Below are 16,278 nucleotides of genomic sequence, written 5' to 3' on the forward strand. Positions count from 1 at the left end.
GTCTCTCCGGAATACGAGTGTCTCAACCTTCGGCCACCGGGGTCGCGACATTGGTCATGTTTCGTTTGACGCTGCCCGCTGCGGCGTAGCGCTCAAGCTGGCGCTGCACGATGATCCAGGCGGAATACATCAGCAGGTACCAGAAGGCGGCGACGGCATAGAGCTCGATGACGGCGTAGGTTTCGTTGATGGCTGTTCGCGTGACGCGCAAAAGCTCACTGAAGGAAATCACCGAAAGGAGCGAGGTGGTGCGCATCATGGAGGAAAATTCGTTGCCGAACGGCGGCAGGATCAACCGTACCGATTGCGGCAGGATCACGTGCAGCATCGCGCCGAGCCAACTCATCCCCATCGCGCGAGCGGCCTGCATCTGGTCGGGCGGTACGCTTTGCATGGCACCGCGGATGATCTCGGACATATAGGCACCCGAGTAACAACCCAGGCCGATCAGTCCAGCCTCCAGAACTCCAAGACGGATGCCGAGCTGGGGCAAGCCGAAATAGAGAAGGAAAAGCTGCACAAGCGGGGGGGTGCCACGCCAAAGCCATACCCAGGTTCCGGAAAAAAACTGCAAAGGCCAGTGCCTCGACAGGGCACACAGTGCAAGGATCAGCCCGATGACAGTTCCGATGGCCTGCGCGGCGATCGCGACCAGCAGAGTGACGCCAGCCACGGTCGCGAACCGTGGCTGTGCCAAATAATGCAGGAACGTCTCGATCGAGAACTGCATCAATCACCCTAGATCAAATTATTGCGGATTAAGGACGAAGGCATCGACCGGCGCTACGCCCCATTTCTCGACGATCTTGTTGTAGGTGCCGTCCGCGCGCATCTCATCCAGCGCCTTGACGATCATATTCGCAAGCTCGGTATTGTCTTTCAGCGTGGTGATCGCCAGGCGATTGGCCGCGTTGCCGGTGAAGGCCATCTCGAACGGCCCCTTGCTGGTGGAGATGTAGTAGGCCGCCTGTGGATCGTTCAGGTAGGCTGCATCGACCTGTTTGGTCACCGCTGCCTGGATCGCCTCCGAATTTGAATCGAAGGCACGGATGTCGATCGCCTTCTTTCCGGCCGCGACCATGCGGTCGCTCTGCGCCTGGAGGTTCTTGTTGGTCGTGCCACCGGCGGCAACCGAGACGACCTTGCCGGCCAGACCGTCGAAGCAGGCATTGTAGCTTTCGGGCACGCCGATCTTGCCCTCGCATGAAATACCGTCCGGGTTGCCCTTCGGGACCATCAGACCTTCGCCCCACTGGACGTAGGCGATCATGTTCATGATCTTCAGGCGGTCTGGGTTGATGAAGATCGCGGTGCAAAGGCTGTCGAACCGCTTGGCCTGCAGGCCCGGGACCAGGCCGGGAAATGCAAGGTTCGTCCACTCGACCTCCTGGCCGAGGCGCTTGCCGATCTCGCCGCACATATCGACGTTAAGGCCATCCTTTTGCCCGTCGGTGCGGATAAACTGGTTCGGAGCAGCTGCGAAATCCGCCGCAAAGGATATCTTCCCCTTGGTCAATGTCGGCTCCGCCAGAGCGGAGGTCGCCATCATAGCCAGGAAAGCAAGGCTCAGTGTTTTCTTCATCATGTCATTCCCCTTTTTCGATTGATTGGACACACTCGGTAGTTCTCTCGTCTGGCTTGCGGATCCAGAATTCTCAAATGTTGCGCAGCATCCCTCCGTCGACGCGGATCATCGAACCGGTTACGAAACTCGCTTGGGCACTTGCCAGGAATGCCACCACCGCTGCAAATTCTTCAGGCGTTCCGTATCGTCCAGCCGGGATGGTCGCGCGGCTTTCCGTTTGGATCGCCTCGAGCGACGAACCGCTGCGCTGAGCCTTGCCCTCGTCCAGTTCGCGTACCCGGTCCGTGGCAATCCGTCCGGGCAGGACCATGTTGACGGTGACACCACTTGCTGCGACTTCGGCTGCGAGCGTCTTGGACCAGCCAGCCACCGCACTTCGCACACCGTTCGACAGGGCAAGCCCCGCGATCGGTGCCTCGACGCCTGAAGAGCCGATTGTAATAATGCGGCCGAAGCCACGCTCTAACATCCTGGGAAGAAGGGTGTCCGTCAGCGCGAACAACGACGTTGCCATTGCCGAGAACGCCGATTGCCAGGCCGCAACGCTTTGCCCCCGGGCCGGACCGGCAGCGGGGCCGCCGCTATTATTGACCAGGATATCGATGTCCTCCTCCGCCATACGGGCGGCGAGATCGGAAACGGAGGCCGGGTCGGAGAGATCGAGCACGACCGGTGTCACGGCCAGCCCAGCCGCCCATTGCGCAACCGAAGACGTGTTGCGCGCTGCGCCAAACACAGTCGCACCTTCCTCTGCCAAGAGCTTGGCACAGGCCGCGCCCAGTCCGCGACTGGCACCAAGAACCAGCGCCTTGCGGCCGACAAATCCGTAATCCATCAGGCAAGCTCCCTGAGACGTTTTTCCTGGCGGCGAAGCAGCCGCTCCACTTCGGCCTGCGCCGGGGCATCCAGTTGCGCGCCCGGTTGGCGTTGCGCGCCCGATGCTATCGCGCCACGTTTGGCCAACACGTATTTGCGAACAGCAAGCCCGACGCCCGGTTGCTGCTCGTACCGGACGAGCGGCAGATAGGCGTCGAATAGATCCTGGGCGCGCTCCATCTCGCCACGGCCCGCGAAATCCGTCACCTGAACCAGCATTTCCGGGAAGCCGAAGCCTGTCATAGCGCCATCGGCGCCGCGCGCCATCTCCTCCGGAAGGAAGACGCCGCCATTGCCGCAAAGCACGGATATGCGGCGACGCCCCTTCTTCTCGGCGTCGCGAAGCTTCGATATTTTCGAAAGGCCAGGCCAATCCTCATGCTTGAGCATGACGATTTGCGGCAACTCGTCGATCAGACGGCCGAGAAGTTCATCGCTGATCTGCACCGTCGTCGCCAATGGGAAGTCCTGGAGCACGACCGGCACGTCCTTGCCGAGAAAGCCACAGGCCTGACGATAGTAGTTCAGGATCTGCGCGTCCGTGCGCAGGCTCATTGGCGGCGCGATCATCACCCCCGCGGCGCCCTCAGCCATCGCCTCGTGACTGACCTCGGCGAGCGCGGCAAGGCCGGGCGACGACACGCCGACCACAACAGGCTTGCCCTGCGCGCGCGAAATGACACGCTGGATGACCTGCCGGGATTCGGCTCCTGTCAGCTTTGGGGCCTCGCCCATCATGCCAAGGACAGTCAAACCGTCGGCGCCAGCATCCAGATAAAAATCCGTAACGCGGTCGAGGCTATTGAGATCGAGTGATCCATCATCCTTGAACGGAGTGACCGAGATCACGAAGACGCCACGCGCCTTTTCGTCAAGAAGCGCCATGGTCAGTCCTTTTTTGTCGCAAACCAGCCGGTGGTGGCGCGCGGCACGAAACGGCCACTTCCAGGGCTGTTGAGAATGTCTTCGCCGTTCCACACAAGTTTCCCGCGCAGCCAGCTTGCCGCCACCCGAACCGTAAACGTCTCGCCATGGAACGGGCTCCAGTTGAGGCCGTCGTGAGACGCCGCCTCGTCCCAGACGAAGGAGCCCTGTTCAAGCGCCACCAGATCCGCGTCCCGGCCGACGACGATCGCGCCTTTGCGATCGTCGATGCCGAAGAAACGGGCGGGACGCTCGGCAAGATATTCGGCAGTAAGTGTCGCGGCATCGAGGCCGCGCGCTTCTGCGGCTGTAAAAAAGGCCGGGACGAGCGTCTCGAGGCCGGGAACGCCGGCGCCCGCATCGAAAATCGAAGCCGTCAGCTTGTTGTCGATCGGCCAGCTTGAATGGTCGGAAGAAATGAACGCGACAAGATCATCGGAAATCGACCGCCACAATCCATCGATCGCAGCCGAGCGGATCGGCGGGTTCACTTTCATCCGCGCACCAAGCCGGTCGCCGTCGCGGGCGGCATCCAGCCAAAGATAATGGACGCAGAGCTCGCCAGTCGCAGCAGCGCCCAGCCCGGCCACCGCTCCGGTCAACCGGAACCCCGTTTCCGTCGTCAGGTGAACGGGATGGACATGTGCGCCGCTTGACAGGCCGAGGGCTAGGAACTGACCGGTTGCCGCCAATTCAGCCGCTTCCGGCCGCGCATGCGCATGCGCGACGATCCCGTTGCCGCCCGCCGCCTTCGCTTGCGCAATGCGGGCCATGACGATCTCCTGATCCTCATTGTGCAACCCGAGCGGAATGCGCGTCGGCGCCAGAGCCTCCATCAGATCGAGCACGAGATCCTCGCCGATTCGCGGGAAACGCACCGGGTTGCTTTCGAATGAGGATATCTTGAAGGCGGCAACACCGCCTTCGATCAATGCCGCCAGGTTGGTTGTACCCGTCTCGCGGGTCACCGTTCCATAAAGCGCCATATCCGCATGCGAGTGGGCGGCAATCGCCGCGATCTTGGCATCCAGCCGCTCCGGCCGGTCAAGTGGTTGCGGATTGTCATAAGGCATATCGACCAGGGTGGTGACGCCGCCCGCAATTGCCGAACGTGTAGTGTCGGCGATCCCAGCCAGACCCTTGTAGCTTGTCGCATGGGTCTGACCGTCAACTGCACCGGGAAGAATCAGAGCGCTGCCGCGATCTTCCACCCTCGCGGCGGCCGGAGCGTCACCGGTCCCGACTGCAGCAATCAGACCACCGGAGATTGCGACCCAGCCGTTTTCGAGAATGCCGTCCGGCACCACGACGCGACCTTTGACTACAAGCTCCATCGGATCATCCCTTTGTAAAATAGTTAAGGTCGAGCGCATTGATCGCGGCCGCGACGGCTGCCTGGACGGGATCTACGACGGGCACGCCTAATTCCTGCTGCAAGACAGGACGATGACCACCCATGCCGGCACATCCAAGGATGACCACGCCCGCACCGTCTTTTTCAGCCATGACTTTAGCGGTGCGAGCGACTGATGCACCGGCAAGGTCCAGATCGTTGGCCTCCGCCACCGACATGTTGACCGGCCGGTCGGCGGCAAGACGCGCGGTCAGGCCTAGTCGCTCGATCTGGGCCGCGTGGCGCGCAACCGACGACGCTCCGAGCGAAACAACGCCGAAACGCGGCGCAAGCTGCAGCGCGGCATAGTAGGCAGCCTCGGCGATGCCGATGACCGGCCTGCTTGTCGCCGCGCGCGAAGCCACAACTCCGGGATCGGAAAAGCAGGCAACCACAAAGGCGTCCGCGTCACTGGAAGCGATCGTCTCGATGACCATCGGCGCGACGACCGCCACATCCGCATCGGTCTCGATGCCGATCGGCGCCTCAGGAAGACGATCACAGACGATGGTGTGACCCGTGACCGCCCGCAACGGCGCAATACTCGCCGAAATGGCTTCGGTGACCTTCGCGGAACTGTTTGGATTGAGAACAAGAATTTTCATCGGAGCCCTATTCCAGTGCGAGCCTAAGCGTCCAATATCCCACGTAATATGTCAACTGATATTTTTATAACAATATTAGACAAAAAGCGTCTATTTTACAGCCACATAGGCGGTACATAATTGAGCAATTGCCTGATAAAAGGCGACGACACGGTCGCTAACGCACTGCGCGGGCTCTGGCGGGAGACCCGTTATCGCTCAACCATCGTTGCAAATGGATCGATCAGCCGGTTGGCGGAACTGACTGAAGAAGGCAACGCACATCTTGCGCGACGATGCCCGATCATCACCACCAAGAGACCACTACCCACAGAGACGCCAATGAAGGGAGTGGATCGCCGAGCCTACGAGGCTGGCCATCATCGATTGACTGGAATATCCGGAGAACAAGATAAAGTGCGCGCTGGGGGGCCTACAGTCGAGGCACACCCGAATTCAACGTTCTTCAGACCGCAAATCAGGCCAAAGACTGATATCTGGAGTGAGAAATCAGGTTACAGGCTGCTGTCCGATAAATTTCATCAATCAAGCAGCTTCGTCAGACAAGATTCCGGCGAACTCTTTTTTCGCCGCAATCTGTCGAGTGATCTCGATAAAGTCGATTACGGTTTTCGATTTTTCCTCCGCATGCCAAGCGATCAGCAGTTCGACTTCTGCAGGAATATCGTTGAGACGGCGGTAAACCACATATGGGCTTGGGTTGTGAGCCAGCCAGGATGGTGCGATCGCCACGCCGACGCCCGCCGCGACCAGGGTTCCGATTGCCAATGTGTGCGAGACCTCCTGTACGATCACCGGATAGACCCCTGCGCGGCGAAGCGCGTCCATGATTGCGTGATAATAGCTCGCGCCGACGAGCGGCGCATAGGTGATCAGCGGCTCACCGGCGAAGTCCTTCACCGTCAGGTCGTTTTTTTCCGCCAGCCGGTGGTCTTTCGGCAGAACCGCCACGAAGCCCTCCTGCAGAATATGTTCCGTTTTCAAAAAGCCCGCGGGGTTGGTCGGACGGATGAATGCGACCTGGACCTTGTTGCTCTGCAGAAGCTCCAACTGCTGCGCTGTTCCCAGGATCTGCACGTCGACCGTCATCGCCGGATAGAGTTTGCGAAAGTCGGCAATGACAGGCGGCATGACATGCGATAGCGCCAGATGGACTCCGCTGACGCAAATCGTTCCGCTGTCTTCGCCAGAAATGGAACGGGTGTGCGTGACCGCCCGGTCTATACCTCCTAGGATTTCCTGAGCGTGGCGCAGGAAAATCTCGCCGGCCGGCGTAAGCTTCACACGACGGGTGGTGCGATGAAAAAGCGGCGTGCCGAGCCGCTCTTCGAGCTGGCGAATCTGCTGGCTGAGCGGGGCCTGCGCCATACCGAGCTTGTCCGCCGCGCGGCTGAAGTGAAGCTCCTCCGCGACGCAGACGAAATAATGAAGGTGACGAAATTCGATGCCATATTTCATATCCTGAACATATCAATGGTCGCGTGATTTTGTAATAGATAATAATCTATTCTCGTGATTAGCTTTCAAAAAAAAGACATAATGATTGGAACAGCTGGGGCCTCCAGGCCCTGAAACGGTGCATTTATGACGCGTTTCTGGTTGCTGAAGATTCTGCGGACCGTGCTGACGCTCTGGTTCGTCGTGACTTTCACATTCGTGGTCTTGAGGACCTCCGGCGACCCGGTCGTCGCACTCGTCGGTGCCGACGCCACCCCGGAGGAAATCGAACAGTTCCGTACGCTCTGGCGCCTCGATGACCCGCTATGGGTCCAATACTTGCGCTACGTCATGCAAATGGCGATCGGTGAGTTCGGCGTTTCCTATCGCGACGGTCGCGAGGTGATCGACATCATCGCCGAGCGCATCCCTTGGACGCTGATGCTGGGGCTCTTCTCCTATCTCGGTGCCATCCTGATCGGCGTACCGGCCGGCATTGTCGCCGCCATCAAGCGCGGCTCGATTTTCGATAATCTCATCATGGCCACCGCAGTCTTCGGCTTTGCGCTGCCGAACTTCTTCCTCGGGGTCCTTATGATTCTGCTTTTCTCGCTGAGCCTGCAATGGCTTCCGAGTTCGGGCACCGGCTCCATCTGGCACCTGATCATGCCGGCGATCACACTCGCCACGTTCACGGCGGGCACGCTCGCCCGCTTCACCCGCTCGGCCATGCTGGAAGTGCTCGACAAACTCTATATCCGGGCCGCCGCTGCAAAGGGAGTAAGTTATTGGAAGCGCATCATCTTCCATGCCCTGCCGAACGCCAGCATTCCCCTCGTGACGATCATCGGCCTCAACCTCGGCGAATTGATCGGCGGTGCGATCGTGGTGGAGACCGTCTTCGCCTGGCCGGGGGTCGGTCGCCTGCTGGTGACCGCCGTCTCGTCCAGGGATCTGGCGGTTGTCCAGGGTCTCGTCCTCATCATGGCCGTCACCATGGTACTCGCAAACCTGGTGGTCGACCTGCTCTACGGCCTGCTCGATCCCCGCATCCGCGTACAGAATTGAGGATAGAAGGATGAAGCGCATCTCTCCCATCCTCGTCCTTGCCATCGCGGTGCTCGTCATCGCCGTGCTGGTCGCGATTGTCGGCAACGTCTTCACGCCCTACGGCATGTCGCAGCAGAACCTGCTCGCGCGCCTCAGGCCGCCGGCTTTCCTCACCGGCGGCAATCCGGATTTTCCGCTCGGCACCGACCGCATCGGCCGCGACATGGTGGCAAGGGTCATCGCCGGATTGCGGATGTCGCTCTCGGTCGCGATCGCCGGCACGATCATCGGAGCGGCCTTCGGCTCTGCGGTGGGCTTCATCGCCGCGCATTTTAGGGGATGGGTGGAAGAAGTCCTGATGATGCTCGTCGACTTCCAGGCATCGCTCCCCTTCATCCTCATCACCTTGACGCTGCTTGCCTTCTTCGGCAACAGCATGACGCTCTTCGTCATCCTGATGGGCCTGTTCGGCTGGGAAAAATATGCGCGCCTCTCCCGCGGCGTGGTCCTGTCGGCAATCAGCCAGCCCTATGCCAAGGCGATCATCGCCCTCGGCGCAGGTAACGGCCGGCTTTATCTCAAGCACGTCCTGCCGAATGTCGCGAGCGCGCTGATCGTGCAGGTGACCCTGACCTTTCCGCAGATCATCCTTCTGGAAACCTCGCTCAGTTTCTTAGGCCTGGGCATCCAGCCTCCACAGACGAGCCTCGGCCAGATCCTCGGGGACGGTCGCGACTACCTGTCGACCGCATGGTGGATCTCGGTCGTGCCCGGATCGATCATTTTCCTCGTCACTCTTTCGATGAGCATCGTCGGCGACTGGTTGCGTGACCGGCTCGACCCGATGCTGCGTGTCAGAACCGCATGACCAGAACCGTATAATCATAATAGGAGAAGGTGGAACCATGTATACCAGACGCGAAGTGGGAAGTCTCATTCTGGGAGCCGGTGCATTGTCGCTCGCCGGCCGCATGCCGCGGGCCAATGCCGCGGACCGGCCATCGCTGACGATCGCCGTCGACAATCTCTGGGCCAATATGGCGACGATCAACGGTATCTCGACCACGTCGCGCCGCATCTTCCCGAATTTCTACGACACGCTCGTCGACCGCGACTACATTAATGATGAGAACGGCCTGCTCTTCGCGCCGAAACTTGCGACGAAATGGGAACAGAACGGCAATGTCTGGAGCATCCAGCTGCGCGAAGGCGTGAAATTCCACGACGGCACCGAGATGACGTCGGAGGATGCCGTCTTTACCTTGTCCCCGGAGCGACTATGGGGGCAGAAGCCGTTCGAACCGCGCGGCAAGACTTTCACGGCCGGCTTCAAGCGGGTCGAGGCGACTGGCAAATATACGTTCGAGATCGAAACCGAACGCCCCGACCCGAACATTCCGGCAAAGCTGACCGGCTATATCGGCTTCGTCGTGCCGAAGAAATACTACATGGAAGTGGGCGTCGACGGCTTCGGCCAGAAGCCGATCGGCACGGGTCCCTACAAGGTGACGACCTTCCGTTCCGGCGAGATCATGGTGCTGGAGGCCTTCGACGATTATTGGGACGGCCCGCCGCCGGTCAAGCAGATCTCCTGGAAGATCGTGCCGGAATTCGCCGCCCGCATGGCGGGCCTCGTCTCGGGCGAATTCGACTTCATGGTCAACATCCCGACCGATCAGGAGAAATCGCTGGAAAGCTACAAGGGCGTAGTGCTGAAGCGCGTGCTCGCCGACAACTATCCGGCCTTCGCCTTCAACACCCGCCCCGATCCGGAAGACAATCCGCTGGTCGACGCCAACCTGCGCTACGCCATGGTCCAGGCGATCGACATGGATTCGATTGTCCAGGCGCTGTTTAACGGCACGACCGAACATCCGGCCGTCCCGTTCAACTTCAAGGAATACGGCAAGTTCTATGATCCTGACTTGCCGGTGAAACTGCCCTACGACGTCGCCGCCGCCAAGGCGCTGGTCGCCAAGACGAAATATAAGGGCGAGAAACTGCTCTGGCACATCACCCGGCAGTTCTATCCGAACTATGAGGCGGCCGCCGAAATCATGGTCGAGCAATGGCGGGAGATCGGCGTCAACGTCGAAGCACAGGTGCTCGATAATTTCGAACTCGTCTATCGCCGTCCGTTCCATCTCATGAACATGTCCATGAGCTCGGACTTCATTCCCGGTGATCCCTACCAGCCGCTCTGGCTCGACTGGGGCCCGACCGCCTCGCGTTCGACGGCCAACTGGAAGACCTGGGATCCTACTCCGGAATTCGTCGAGCTCGGCAAGAAGTTCGACGCCACGACGGAATTCGAGGAACGCAAGAAGGCCTATCTGGCGCTTTCGGAAGAATGGCAGCGCGTGACGCCCGGCTACTACCTGTGGAAGAGCGTCTACAACTGCGCCCATCGCACCGGCATCGAATTCAAATTCAAGCCGAACGGCGAAATGCGCATCTACGGCGATTACTTCAAGTTCGTATGATGACCAGGGTACGCAAGCATGCGCTGAAGGACATGACGTTCGCGGAATTCCGCGAGCGTCTTTCCGAAAGGCCCGTCATCCTGCTGCCCTTCGGTAGCCAGGAGGAACAAGGCCCCCACGCCCCGATGGGCGATTTCATGCTGACCGAGGCGGTGGCGGGACAAGTGGCAGAAGCCTGCGACGCGATCGTCGCGCCGACCATTCCCTTCGGTTATGCGGATTTCTTCAAGACCATTGCGGGCGGCATCCAGCTGCGGCCTTCGACGTTTTCGGCCGTCGTCGAAGATACCGTGGCCGCCTTTCTCGATCACGGTATCGAGCATATTCTGATCCTGAACGGCCATACCAGCAACGCACCGCTCTTCGATCAGACACTTCGCCGTATCCGCACGGAACGCGGGGTTTCAATCCCCTTCGTCAATCTCTGGCAATCGATCCCCGACGTGCTTTGGAAGGAATTGCACGGCAATTCCGTCGCCGCTGCGCGCGGCCATGGGGGCGAGCCGCTGACCTCCATCTACCTGCATCTCTTCCCCGAACTGATGCGTATGGACCTCGCCCGTCCATCGGTGCGCGCCAAGGCGTTCGGCCTCCCGACTGGCGGCGTCAACAACGTCCAGTTCGAAGGCATGCCCGTGCATGTGCAGCTCAACTGCCACGAGGTGAATGCCGACGGCATGCTAGGCGGCGATCCATCGCTCGCCAGCGCAGAAAAGGGCGCGAGAATGGTCGAACATCTTGTTGGCTTCTGCGCCCGCTTCGTCGGACATATGCGCGGCTGCGATATGCGCTCGGCAACCGCCTTTGCACCTCAAGACACAAAGGCGGCCTCATGAGCAGCGAGCGGCTTTCGATCGAGCATTTGAACGTGCCGCTTCCGAAAGGCGCCGACCGGCGTTTTGCGGTCGAGGATCTGTCGCTGACGGTGAGCAAGGGCGAAATCCTCTGCATCGTCGGCGAATCCGGTTCCGGCAAGTCGCTGACGGCGCTTGCCACCATGGGCCTCCTGCCCCGCAATCTCGGGCAGCCGACGGGCCGAGTGATGTTCGAAGGCAAGGACTTGCTGACCATCGACGATGCGACCCGGCGCAGCATCACCGGCCGGCGCATCGCCATGATCTTCCAGGAACCCATGGCGGCGCTGAACCCGATCTTCCGGGTCGGCGAACAGGTGTCGGAAACCTTCCGCATCCACACGAGACTATCGCAGGCGGAGATCCGCAGGAAGGTGATCGACCTTTTCCGCGAGGTGCAGCTTCCCAATCCCGAGCAGATCTACCACTCCTATCCCCACCAGCTTTCCGGCGGCCAGTGCCAGCGCGTCATGATCGCCACGGCGCTCGCGCTCGATCCGTCGGTGCTGATCGCCGACGAACCGACGACGGCGCTCGACGTCACCACCCAGGCGCAGATCCTCAAGCTGATGCTGGATCTGCGCGCCAGGCATGACACCGGCATCATCTTCATCACCCATGATTTCGGCGTTGTGGCGGAAATCGCCGACCGCGTCGCTGTGATGCAGATGGGCTGTCTCGTCGAGATCGGCACGCGCGACGAAATCCTCAATCACCCACGTCAAGATTATACCCGCCGGCTGCTCGCATCCGTACCGACGCTGACGCCGCGCAAGGAGCGCCAAGGGCTCGGCGATCCGGTGCTGATTGCCAGGAACATCATGAAGACCTTCACCCGCTCCGGCCTGTTCGGCGGCGGCCGCACGGTGAAGGCGGTCGACAACGTCGACATCACCATCCGCCGGGGCGAAACGCTCGGCCTCGTGGGCGAATCCGGCTCCGGCAAATCGACGCTTGCCCAATGCGTCATCCGCCTCGTGCAGCCGGAAAGTGGCGATATCCTGATTTCCGGTGGCGATTTCGCCGGGCTTTCCGGCAAGGCGCTTCGCGAAGCGCGCCGCAAGGTTCAGATCGTCTTCCAGGATCCGTATACCGCCCTCGACCCGCGCGAAAAGGTCGGCGATGCGATTGCCGAAGGTCCCATTATCCATGGGCTTGATCGCAAGGCCGCCATGGCCCGCGCCCTCGACCTCCTTGAAGCCTGCGGGCTCGACAGGGCCTCGGCCAGTCGCTTCCCGCATGAATTCTCTGGCGGCCAGCGGCAGCGCATATGCATCGCGAGAGCGCTTGCCGTCGAGCCAGAGCTTCTGATTGCCGACGAAAGCGTCTCGGCGCTCGACGTCTCGGTGCAGGCGCAGGTGCTGAAATTGCTCGCAGACATGCAGGCCCGGCTCGGCTTCGGTATCCTGTTCATCACTCACGATCTGCGGGTCGCAAGCCAGATCTGCGACAACATCGCGGTCATGAAGAACGGGAAAATCGTCGAACATGGCGACCCGGCTTCGCTCTTCGGCGCGCCGAAGGAAACCTACACCAAGGAACTGCTTGCCGCCGTACCCGGCAAGGGCTGGCAGCATCACGCGGCTGAAAACGAGGCCGGAGAACCCAGACTCCGGAAGGAAGCGCCATGAAGAAATACCAGATCGGGCCTGTGCCGAAACAGGTCGATGCTGAACTCATCCGGAAATTCGAGAGCGTCGAGGTCGCAACGATCGGCCATTTCCGCCATCGCGGGTTCCTGCGCCATTCGATCACACCGGTTGTCGAACCGAAGAAGACATTGGTCGGCACGGCGGTGACGGTCGCGATCCCTGCAACGGATTCGACCCTTCTCCATCATGCCGTCGGCTTGCTGCGTCCCGGCGATTTCCTGTTCGTCGACCGGCTCGGCGACGACCGGCACGCCTGTATCGGCGGCGGGGTTGCCTTCGCCATCAGGACGGCCGGTGCGATCGGTGTTGCGATCGATGGCCCGTGCACCGATGTCGAGGAAATCGTCGAGCTCGGCATGCCGCTCTGGTGTCGAGGCGTCTCCGGCATCACCACACGGCTCAACGACCTCGGTGGGTCGCTCAATCTTCCCGTTTCATGTGGCAACGTGCCAGTCCTGCCGGGCGATGTCGTGGTCGCCGATGCGAGCGGCATCGTGGTTATCTCCGCCGACGAAGCGGAAGACGTCGTGGAGGAGGCCATGGCGCGGCAAGCACGCGCCGGACGCAACAAGCACAGGATCGAGGCGGGCGAAAAGCTCGGCGATCTTTCGGGCGCAAACCGCATGGTGGCCGCCGCACTGGAGAGCCAATAATGGAAAACCCGCAATATAACCATTTGCGCGTCGAACGCGGCATCTATCGCAAGGTGGCCGGCGTCAGCGAACATGGTGTCGTCACGTCACAACATTATGCGGCAGCCGAGGCAGGCGCTGCGGTTCTTGCCGCTGGCGGCAATGCCGTCGATGCGGCGATCACCGCCGCCTTCACGCTTCAGACCGCCGAACCATGGATGACCAGCCTCGCCGCCTGCGGCTACATGCTCATCGCCGAGCCGGACGGCAAGGTCGAGGTGGTCGAGTTCACCGGACGCGTGCCGTCCACGTTCGATCAGGAGTTCTACAAGCCCGATCCGACAATCAAGACGTTCATCGGCCACCCGGCCTCGATCGACAACCGCAACGTCCGGGGCTTCACCGCCGCCGTCGTGCCGGGCTGCGTGCGCGGTTTTGCCGAGGCGCTGAAACGCTATGGCACGATCGGTTTCGACAGGGCTCTGGCGCCCGCGATCGAACGTGCCCGCAAGGGCATGTATGTTGACTGGCACACGACGCTGGCGGTCGCCATCGCCGAAGGCGAACTTGCCATGGACCCCGGCACGCGCTCCATTTTTCTGCCCGGCGGCCACGCGCCCGAACCGGGAGCGACGCTGCCGCTTGAGCAACTCACCCGGACGCTGGAGCAGCTCGCCAACGAAGGCCCGGACGCACTTTATGGGGGTGCGATCGGCGAGAAGCTCGTTGCCGATCTGAATGCCGGTGGCAGCTCGATTACGCTTGCGGATATGGCGAACTATGCACCCCTCCTCTATCCGTCGCGGACCATGTCACTGCAGGGGAAGACCGTGCATGTGGCCGGAGAAACCAGCGCCGGCCAGCGGCTCTTCGACGCGCTCGATCACTTCGACAGGAAGCGCGGCAGAGGCCCGGTCGACGCCGGTTTCTTCACGGCCATGGCCGAAGCGCTGTGGGAAAGTTTCGGCGCCCACCGCAAGCGCCTCAACCCGGCCGAGACGAACGGCAAGACCAGCACGACGCAGGTCAACGCTGTCGACCATGAAGGCCGAATGGTGGCGATCACGTTCACGCTGCTCAACCGGTTCGGCGCCCGTGCCCTCTCTCCCTCGACCGGTATCCTGCTCAACAACGGCATGTCCTGGTTCGATCCGACGCCCGGCCGCGCCAATTCGCTGAAACCGAACGCCTATGCGCCGAGCAATATGTGCCCGGTGGCGATCACCGACGAAAACGGTCCATTCGCCGCCTACGGCGCTGCTGGCGGCAACCAGATCGTCCCATCGCTGACCCAGCTGACCGGCATGATCGTGCATGCGGGCCTTGATATCGAGGATGCGATGAACACCCCGCGCATGACGACAGGTCCGCACAGCGACATCATTTTCAATATCGACATGCCTGCCGATCAGATAGAGGCGCTCGAAAAGATTGCCAAGGTCCGGCCGGCGGCAGCGGTCGTCTATCCCCGCCCCTTCGCTGCGCCCGGCATGGTCGGCCGTCGCGGAGCATCGTTCGTCGGAATGCCCGACATCACTTATCCGGCCGCCTTCGCTGCCACAGCCTGAACGAGGCTCTCATGACCGATCCGTTATTTGCAGCCGTTGAGATAGACGGCGTCTTGAAGATTATTCCGCCAACCGCGCCGGCTGTCCCGCTTGTTTTCGATTCACCTCATAGCGGACTGACGATCCCAGATTTTGAACGGACCGTCTCCGACGAACTGGTGCGGGTTGCGGCCGATACCTACGTGGACGATCTTTTCGGCTTCGCACCCTCGATAGGTGCGCCGTTGCTGATCGCCCATTTCCCACGCAGTTTCCTCGATCTCAACCGATCGGTGAAGGACGTCGACGTCGAAATGATCGAAGGTGAATGGCCGCACCCGACCCGCGACAGCGCCGCTGCCCGCCGCGGCATGGGACTTGCCTGGCGTTACGCCTGGGGCGATACGCCGATGTATGGCCGCAAGTTAACGGTGAAGGAGCTGGAAGAGCGGATCGAAACCTACTGGCGCCCCTATCACCGTGAGATCGTCCGGCTACTCGACGAAACCTACGACACCTTCGGCAAGGTCTATCACGTCAACTGCCATTCCATGCCGGCGATCGGCCATGAGCTTTCACCCGATCCGCCGGGCACGGTCCGCAAGGATGTGGTGGTCGGCGATTATGACGGGCAGTCAAGCGAGCCGGATTTCGTCAACCTCGTCATCGAGACTCTAGAAGATCTCGGCTACTCAGTTTCGCTGAATGTCCCCTTCCGTGGTGCAGAACTCGTCTCCGCCTATTCTGCCCCGGCGAAGAAGCGCCACAGCATTCAGATCGAGTTGAATCGGAAGCTCTACATGGACGAAGACACGCGCGAAAAGAATGCTGGCTATGCAGAGCTCAAGGCCAATCTCGCGCTATTAGGCACGAGATTGCGCGAGTATGTTACGACTTTGGCTTAAGTCGGATACCGCAATGCAATTCTGTTCTGAATGCGACTTTCGAATTACCGCCTTTGAAGAGAAATCCAACCCCATCATTGCCTGCTTGGAGCGGAAGCAGACCGCTCGGCAGAAGAAAGCTACGGCCAGGAGCACCCAGCCCTGGAGGCAGCTCCCTTTCCGTGAGCAATTCTGCAAGTCCATTGCAGTCCCGCCCGACCCGACCACCCTCCCTGGATAAGGGTGTTCCCTCATTCCTCCCGAACCCTCATGCGACCTGGACGATATGCCCGTGTGAGACCTCGCGGTATTCGCGTTTGGGCGGCACATAGTTGACGGGGCGGATTGGGCTCTTG

General features: G+C 60.9%; 15 protein-coding genes. 8 read left to right on the forward strand and 7 right to left on the reverse strand.

The window, feature by feature from the left end; translation table 11 throughout:
• Positions 1 to 22 precede the first annotated feature (22 nt).
• The 7 genes from J2046_RS18955 to J2046_RS18985 form a co-directional block, all read right to left on the reverse strand.
• Complete coding sequence (locus tag J2046_RS18955) at positions 23 to 730, reverse strand: amino acid ABC transporter permease (protein ID WP_210054494.1); 708 nt, start codon at positions 728 to 730, stop codon at positions 23 to 25.
• 18 nt (positions 731 to 748) lie between these two features.
• Positions 749 to 1,585, reverse strand: a complete 837-nt coding sequence (locus J2046_RS18960) for an ABC transporter substrate-binding protein (RefSeq protein WP_210054496.1) — start codon at positions 1,583 to 1,585, stop codon at positions 749 to 751.
• A 70-nt stretch (positions 1,586 to 1,655) separates the two neighbouring features.
• On the reverse strand, positions 1,656 to 2,420 hold the full coding sequence (locus tag J2046_RS18965; protein WP_210054498.1) for an SDR family oxidoreductase: 765 nt from the start codon (positions 2,418 to 2,420) through the stop codon (positions 1,656 to 1,658).
• The gene (locus tag J2046_RS18970; protein ID WP_210054500.1) at positions 2,420 to 3,346 is read right to left on the reverse strand and encodes a dihydrodipicolinate synthase family protein; all 927 of its coding nucleotides are present in this window, start codon (positions 3,344 to 3,346) and stop codon (positions 2,420 to 2,422) included. Before J2046_RS18970 ends, J2046_RS18965 begins: the two co-directional genes overlap by 1 nt.
• A gap of 2 nt (positions 3,347 to 3,348) precedes the next feature.
• Complete coding sequence (locus J2046_RS18975; RefSeq protein WP_233470007.1) at positions 3,349 to 4,719, reverse strand: dihydroorotase; 1,371 nt, start codon at positions 4,717 to 4,719, stop codon at positions 3,349 to 3,351.
• Between the two features lie 4 nt (positions 4,720 to 4,723).
• Entirely contained in the window at positions 4,724 to 5,383 is a 660-nt protein-coding gene (locus J2046_RS18980) for an aspartate/glutamate racemase family protein (protein ID WP_210054504.1), read from the reverse strand.
• Between the two features lie 525 nt (positions 5,384 to 5,908).
• Positions 5,909 to 6,841, reverse strand: a complete 933-nt coding sequence (locus tag J2046_RS18985) for a LysR family transcriptional regulator (protein WP_210054506.1) — start codon at positions 6,839 to 6,841, stop codon at positions 5,909 to 5,911.
• Between the two features lie 126 nt (positions 6,842 to 6,967).
• On the opposite strand from J2046_RS18985, the gene J2046_RS18990 reads away from it, so the two are divergent.
• From J2046_RS18990 to J2046_RS19025, 8 genes are read left to right on the forward strand one after another with little or no spacing between them, the layout of a single operon-like run.
• Positions 6,968 to 7,888, forward strand: a complete 921-nt coding sequence (locus tag J2046_RS18990; RefSeq protein WP_210054508.1) for an ABC transporter permease — start codon at positions 6,968 to 6,970, stop codon at positions 7,886 to 7,888.
• Positions 7,889 to 7,898: 10 nt separating this feature from the next.
• The gene (locus J2046_RS18995) at positions 7,899 to 8,738 is read left to right on the forward strand and encodes an ABC transporter permease (RefSeq protein WP_210054509.1); all 840 of its coding nucleotides are present in this window, start codon (positions 7,899 to 7,901) and stop codon (positions 8,736 to 8,738) included.
• A 37-nt stretch (positions 8,739 to 8,775) separates the two neighbouring features.
• Positions 8,776 to 10,353 (forward strand): ABC transporter substrate-binding protein, encoded by a 1,578-nt coding sequence (locus tag J2046_RS19000; RefSeq protein WP_210054511.1) that lies wholly within the window; start codon positions 8,776 to 8,778, stop codon positions 10,351 to 10,353.
• Positions 10,353 to 11,189 (forward strand): creatininase family protein, encoded by an 837-nt coding sequence (locus J2046_RS19005; protein WP_233470010.1) that lies wholly within the window; start codon positions 10,353 to 10,355, stop codon positions 11,187 to 11,189. Before J2046_RS19000 ends, J2046_RS19005 begins: the two co-directional genes overlap by 1 nt.
• On the forward strand, positions 11,186 to 12,838 hold the full coding sequence (locus J2046_RS19010) for an ABC transporter ATP-binding protein (RefSeq protein WP_210054515.1): 1,653 nt from the start codon (positions 11,186 to 11,188) through the stop codon (positions 12,836 to 12,838). Before J2046_RS19005 ends, J2046_RS19010 begins: the two co-directional genes overlap by 4 nt.
• A complete protein-coding gene (locus J2046_RS19015) occupies positions 12,835 to 13,512 on the forward strand; it encodes an RraA family protein (RefSeq protein ID WP_210054517.1) in 678 nt (225 codons plus the stop codon). The genes J2046_RS19010 and J2046_RS19015 overlap by 4 nt, the downstream gene beginning before the upstream one ends.
• Complete coding sequence (locus J2046_RS19020; RefSeq protein WP_210054519.1) at positions 13,512 to 15,059, forward strand: gamma-glutamyltransferase; 1,548 nt, start codon at positions 13,512 to 13,514, stop codon at positions 15,057 to 15,059. The genes J2046_RS19015 and J2046_RS19020 overlap by 1 nt, the downstream gene beginning before the upstream one ends.
• Before the next feature lie 11 nt (positions 15,060 to 15,070).
• Positions 15,071 to 15,943, forward strand: coding sequence for an N-formylglutamate amidohydrolase (locus tag J2046_RS19025; protein WP_210054521.1), 873 nt, complete (start codon positions 15,071 to 15,073; stop codon positions 15,941 to 15,943).
• The last annotated feature ends 335 nt before the right edge of the window (positions 15,944 to 16,278 follow it).

Origin of the sequence: Neorhizobium petrolearium, from assembly GCF_017873175.1 — a bacterium.
GTDB lineage: Bacteria > Pseudomonadota > Alphaproteobacteria > Rhizobiales > Rhizobiaceae > Neorhizobium > Neorhizobium petrolearium.

Bases quoted from the DNA above. Each gene is read 5' to 3' on its own strand.
- J2046_RS19015 (WP_210054517.1), top strand. From the start codon at position 12,835: ATGAAGAAATACCAGATCGGGCCTGTGCCGAAACAGGTCGATGCTGAA.
- J2046_RS19020 (WP_210054519.1), top strand. From the start codon at position 13,512: ATGGAAAACCCGCAATATAACCATTTGCGCGTCGAACGCGGCATCTAT.
- J2046_RS18985 (WP_210054506.1), bottom strand. From the start codon at position 6,841: ATGAAATATGGCATCGAATTTCGTCACCTTCATTATTTCGTCTGCGTC.
- J2046_RS18975 (WP_233470007.1), bottom strand. From the start codon at position 4,719: ATGGAGCTTGTAGTCAAAGGTCGCGTCGTGGTGCCGGACGGCATTCTC.
- J2046_RS18965 (WP_210054498.1), bottom strand. From the start codon at position 2,420: ATGGATTACGGATTTGTCGGCCGCAAGGCGCTGGTTCTTGGTGCCAGT.
- J2046_RS19000 (WP_210054511.1), top strand. From the start codon at position 8,776: ATGTATACCAGACGCGAAGTGGGAAGTCTCATTCTGGGAGCCGGTGCA.
- J2046_RS19010 (WP_210054515.1), top strand. From the start codon at position 11,186: ATGAGCAGCGAGCGGCTTTCGATCGAGCATTTGAACGTGCCGCTTCCG.
- J2046_RS18990 (WP_210054508.1), top strand. From the start codon at position 6,968: ATGACGCGTTTCTGGTTGCTGAAGATTCTGCGGACCGTGCTGACGCTC.
- J2046_RS19005 (WP_233470010.1), top strand. From the start codon at position 10,353: ATGACCAGGGTACGCAAGCATGCGCTGAAGGACATGACGTTCGCGGAA.
- J2046_RS18955 (WP_210054494.1), bottom strand. From the start codon at position 730: ATGCAGTTCTCGATCGAGACGTTCCTGCATTATTTGGCACAGCCACGG.
- J2046_RS18970 (WP_210054500.1), bottom strand. From the start codon at position 3,346: ATGGCGCTTCTTGACGAAAAGGCGCGTGGCGTCTTCGTGATCTCGGTC.
- J2046_RS18980 (WP_210054504.1), bottom strand. From the start codon at position 5,383: ATGAAAATTCTTGTTCTCAATCCAAACAGTTCCGCGAAGGTCACCGAA.
- J2046_RS18995 (WP_210054509.1), top strand. From the start codon at position 7,899: ATGAAGCGCATCTCTCCCATCCTCGTCCTTGCCATCGCGGTGCTCGTC.
- J2046_RS19025 (WP_210054521.1), top strand. From the start codon at position 15,071: ATGACCGATCCGTTATTTGCAGCCGTTGAGATAGACGGCGTCTTGAAG.
- J2046_RS18960 (WP_210054496.1), bottom strand. From the start codon at position 1,585: ATGATGAAGAAAACACTGAGCCTTGCTTTCCTGGCTATGATGGCGACC.